Annotated in this window: 4 protein-coding genes; 3 read left to right on the forward strand and 1 reads right to left on the reverse strand. The window is 56.3% G+C overall.

Translation table 11 applies throughout. The annotated features are described in order from the left end of the window. From Q7T06_RS06320 to Q7T06_RS06330, 3 genes are all read left to right on the forward strand, one after another. On the forward strand, positions 1–906 hold a 906-nt coding region (locus Q7T06_RS06320; protein ID WP_304782060.1), incomplete at its 5' end, for a type IV pilus secretin PilQ. A 63-nt stretch (positions 907–969) separates the two neighbouring features. Then, a complete protein-coding gene (gene aroKB, locus Q7T06_RS06325) occupies positions 970–2637 on the forward strand; it encodes a bifunctional shikimate kinase/3-dehydroquinate synthase AroKB (protein WP_304782063.1) in 1668 nt (555 codons plus the stop codon). A 42-nt stretch (positions 2638–2679) separates the two neighbouring features. Next, complete coding sequence (locus Q7T06_RS06330; protein ID WP_304782066.1) at positions 2680–3828, forward strand: deoxyguanosinetriphosphate triphosphohydrolase; 1149 nt, start codon at positions 2680–2682, stop codon at positions 3826–3828. A 47-nt stretch (positions 3829–3875) separates the two neighbouring features. On the opposite strand, the gene Q7T06_RS06335 is transcribed toward Q7T06_RS06330, so the two are convergent. Further along, on the reverse strand, positions 3876–4967 hold a 1092-nt coding region (locus Q7T06_RS06335), incomplete at its 5' end, for an enoyl-CoA hydratase/isomerase family protein (RefSeq protein WP_304782070.1).

Consider the following 4967-nt stretch of genomic DNA (forward strand, 5'->3'; position numbering starts at 1 on the left):
CGCAGCATCCTGACCAAGCGCGGCAGCGCAGTTGTCGATCCGCGTACCAACCAATTGTTCATCACCGATATCCCTTCCAAGCTGGAAGAGATCCGGGCACTGGTACAAAAAACCGATATTGCCAGCCGTCAAGTCATGATCGAGGCACGGATAGTCGAAGCGGACGATAAATTCAGCCGCAATCTGGGTGTCAAGCTGGGTTTTGGTTTGCAACGTACCCGCGGAAATATTCTGGAAGTCGGTGGCGTGCAAAATGCGAACGCGGATGCCCCCGGCCTGAATGCAACTGCTTTGCAGACGGTCAACGGCAATGCAGTGAACTTGCCTGCAGGGGGGATCGGCGGCCTGACACCAGGTTCCGTCGCGCTGACCTTGTTCAATGCGGCAGCGACCAGGTTCATCGGTTTGGAATTGTCGGCGCTGGAAGCAGATGGCAAAGGCAAAATCATATCCAGCCCGCGCGTGATTACCGCCGATCAACTGAAAGCCTTGATCGAGCAAGGCACGGAGTTGCCATACCAGCAAGCGACCAGCAGCGGCGCAACCAGCATTTCATTCAGGAAGGCCAATCTGAAGCTGGAAGTCACGCCGCAAATCACGCCGGATGGCAATGTCATCCTGGATGTGGACGTCAATAAAGACAGCGTCGGCGTGGAAACACGTGCAGGTTTTGCCATCGATACCAAGCATGTTAAAACGCAGGTGTTGATCGACAACGGCGGCACGGTGGTCATCGGCGGTATTTTCCAGCAAACCGAACGTGATTCTGTGACGAAGGTGCCGTTCTTTGGCGACCTGCCGCTGCTGGGTAATTTGTTCAAGACGACCGGGCGCACCAACGACAAAACCGAGCTGCTCATTTTCCTGACGCCTAAAATCCTTAACGACAAGGTGTCAATCAGGTAGGATGCCGGTTGTAGGCAGCGACCATCTTGGTCGCTGCGTTTGGTAAGAAAGAGTTTGTGTAACGTGGGTGGAAATATTTTTCTGGTCGGCTTGATGGGTGCCGGCAAAACGACAGTCGGTCGTGCGCTGGCCAAAAGACTGAACAAACGCTTCATCGATTCCGACCATGAAATCGAAGCACGAACCGGTGCGTCCATCCCGCTGATCTTTGAGCTCGAGGGCGAAGCCAGCTTCCGGCAGCGCGAGGCGGAAGTCATACGCGACCTGACTGCGCAACAGGATATCGTGCTGGCTACCGGCGGCGGCGCGGTACTCAATGCCGAAAATCGCGCCTATCTCAAGTCGCGCGGCACCGTCATCTATCTGCGTGCCAGCGTCAACAGCATCCTGCAGCGCACCAGCCACGATAAAAATCGTCCGCTGCTGCAGACTGCCGATCCGCGCAAGACCATAGAAGAATTATCGCGCACCCGCGAACCGTTCTACAATGAAGTCGCCGACATCGTCATCGATACCGGCCGGCCCAATGTACAATTCCTGATGCAAACCATACTGGCGCAGTTGGGGCCGGAACATGTGCCGGTCTATGAGCCGGCATCGTCGCAACAGGACTCTTTACCAAAGCATTCCATGATGTCTCCGCTCTCAGCTTCCAATACCCTGCACGTTGACTTAGGCGCGCGCAGCTATCCGATCAGCATCGGGCAGAACTTGCTCGGCGATCCCCAGGTGGTTGCCGCGCACATAGCCGGACCACGCGTCGCGATAGTCACCAACACAGTAGTGGCGCCACTTTATCTGGATCGTTTGACGAAAACGCTGGAAGCCGCAGGCAAGCATGTCACACCTATCATTTTGCCGGATGGCGAGGAAGCAAAGAATTGGGCGAACCTGATGAAGGTGTTCGATGTCTTGCTGGCTGAAAAATGTGACCGTAAAACCACGCTCATCGCCCTGGGCGGCGGCGTGATTGGCGACATGACGGGCTTTGCCGCCGCGTCCTATATGCGTGGCGTGCCCTTTATCCAGGTGCCGACTACACTGCTGTCACAGGTTGACTCTTCGGTTGGCGGCAAAACCGGCATCAACCATCCTCTCGGCAAGAACATGATAGGCGCGTTCTATCAACCGCAAGCCGTGATTGCCGATACTGCCACGCTGAACACCTTGCCGGCCCGCGAACTGTCTGCCGGCTTGTCGGAAGTGATCAAGCATGGCGCGATCATCGATGCGCCGTTTTTCGACTGGATAGAAGCGAATATAGCAAAGCTGGTGGATAAGGATGCCACTGCACTGGCGTATGCGATCAGGCGCTCGTGCGAGATCAAGGCAGATGTGGTGCGCCAGGATGAGCGCGAAGGCGGCTTGCGCGCGATACTTAATTTCGGTCACACCTTCGGCCATGCGATCGAAGCCGGCATGGGTTACGGCGTCTGGCTGCACGGCGAAGCAGTCGGTTGCGGCATGGTGATGGCGGCGGACCTGTCACACCGTATGGGGTTTATCGACCTGCAGTCCAGGAATCGCATCAGTGCATTGGTGCAGGCGGCCGGATTGCCGACAGTTGCACCCGATCTCGGGACTGAACGCTGGCTGGAACTGATGGAAGTCGACAAGAAAAATGAAGGCGGCCAGATCAAGTTCATCCTGCTCAAACCCCTGGGCGCATCGGTCATCATGACGGTGCCGCAAGACATCCTGCTGCAAACATTGAATGCATGCATTTCCTGATATGCGCTCAGGCAGCGACGTTTTTTCTGTCAGTTTTCTGACATGAATATCGAGGTCCATCTGGCGCCTTACGCGGCCCGGTCCGATACATCGACGGGCCGTCGCTACACTGAGACCTCGCCGTCATCGCGCACCGAATTCCAGCGCGACCGCGACCGCATCATCCACTCTGCCGCTTTTCGCCGCCTTGAATACAAGACCCAGGTGTTCGTCAATCATGAAGGCGACCTGTTCCGCACGCGGCTCACGCACAGCATAGAAGTAGCGCAGATAGGGCGATCGATCGCACGTAATCTGAACTTGAATGAAGATCTGATCGAGGCGATTTCGCTCGCGCACGATCTAGGCCATACGCCATTCGGCCATGCCGGCCAGGATGCGTTGAATGCCTGCATGCGCGAATACGGCGGCTTCGAGCACAACCTGCAAAGCCTGCGTGTGGTCGATACACTGGAGCAGCGCTACGGTGCGTTCGATGGCTTGAACCTGATGTTCGAGACGCGCGAAGGCATACTGAAGCACTGTTCAATCGACAATGCAAAAAAACTGGATGCGATAGGCTTGCGCTTCATCGAGAAAAAACAGCCGACGCTGGAAGCGCAGCTGGCGAATCTGGCCGATGAAATCGCCTACAATAATCACGATATAGACGATGGTTTGCGCTCTGGTTTGCTGACTACTGCGCAGCTCGATGAAATTGATTTCTATGCGCGCCATCGCCATCAGGTCGAGCTGGCATTCCCCGGCATCAGCGGCCGGCGCGCCATCAATGAAACGATACGCCGCATGATCAATGCGCTGATCATAGACGTGATCGACACCTCGCAGCAGCGCATACAATCAGCACAATTGAAAACAGTCGATGACGTGCGCAATGCGCCGGCGCTGATTGCCTTTTCCGAGCGCATGCGTGCCGATGCCGTGTTACTCAAGCGCTTCCTGCGCGAAAATCTATACCAGCATTTCCAGGTTAACCGCATGACCAGCAAGGCGCGTCGCATCGTGGTGGAATTGTTCGAGGCTTTCATGCGCGAACCGAATCTGTTGCCGCCCGATTATCAGCAGGCTGCCAGCGATGCGCCGCAAGCCATTGCAACGCAGGCGCGCAAGGTGGCCGATTACATAGCAGGGATGACAGATCGCTATGCGATACGTGAACACCGGCGCTTGTTCCTGATCGACGAAATGTAGCCACGGTATCACCGGTGAGGTGGCTCCGGGATCGAATCAGTTCTGCATCAGGCCAGATCGCGCAGCGGATGCGCATAGTCTGGCCAGGCCGACTCAAAAAATGGCGCAATCATTTCAGGCCTTACCTGCTGCAACGATGAGGGCCGCCATTGTGGTGCATGATCCTTGTCGATGACGAGGGCGCGTATTCCCTCGACTACCTCCCCATGTTCGAAACAGCGTCTTACCATCGTGCGTTCCAGGCGCAGGCAATCGGCCAGCCCCATCGTTGCCGAGCGGCGGATTTGTTCCAGTGCTACGCATACCATGAGTGGCGAGCGTTTCAGCAATGCCTCCATGGTTTTGCTCGCGAAGGGATCATCATCTTGCGCCAGTGATGCGATTATTTCAGCCACGCTTGCATGTGAAAAATGACGGTCGATCAGCTTGCGCTGCTTTGCCAGCACACTGTTTACCGGATCGATTTGCGCCGCAAACGGGGCTGCGAATTCATCAATCGCTGAGCGGTATTGATGGTCGTTGACTGAGGCAAGCAGGGTCAGCAGCGCCGGTAATTCTGCACGCGGCACAAAGACATCGGCCAAATCTGCATACAAGGCGTCGGCCGCACCGATGATTTCACCCGTCAAACCGAGGTAGGTGCCGATTTTTCCCGGCAGACGCGACAGGAAATAGCCGCCGCCTACATCGGGAAACAAGCCGATATTCACTTCCGGCATGGCCATCCGGGTGCGCTCGGTCACGATGCGTATGCGTGCCGCCGCGCTGCTTTGCGTAATGCCCATGCCGCCGCCCATCACGATGCCATCCATCACTGCGATGTACGGTTTCGGGTAGTGGTGGATCAAGTGATTCAGCGCATATTCTTCGGTAAAAAAATCTTCCAGCAATGCGCTGCCGCCAGTCAAACCGCCATGCGCGACTTCGTGGAAAAAATGGATATCGCCGCCGGCGCAAAATGCTTTTGGCAGGTCGCTGCGTATCAGGACTGCCCGTACATCCGGATTTGCTCTCCATGCCATCAAGGTTTGTGCAAGCGTACGGACCATGCCTAGCGATAGCGCATTCATCGCCTGGGGTCGATCCAGTATCAGGCTGCCCAGGCCATTTTCGAGGGTGATGCGGATATCTGCAGACAT

The sequence above is a fragment of the Herminiimonas sp. genome (genome assembly GCF_030645555.1).
Classification (GTDB): Bacteria; Pseudomonadota; Gammaproteobacteria; order Burkholderiales; family Burkholderiaceae_D; genus Oxalicibacterium.

Bases quoted from the DNA above. Each gene is read 5' to 3' on its own strand.
- Q7T06_RS06330 (WP_304782066.1), top strand. From the start codon at position 2,680: ATGAATATCGAGGTCCATCTGGCGCCTTACGCGGCCCGGTCCGATACA.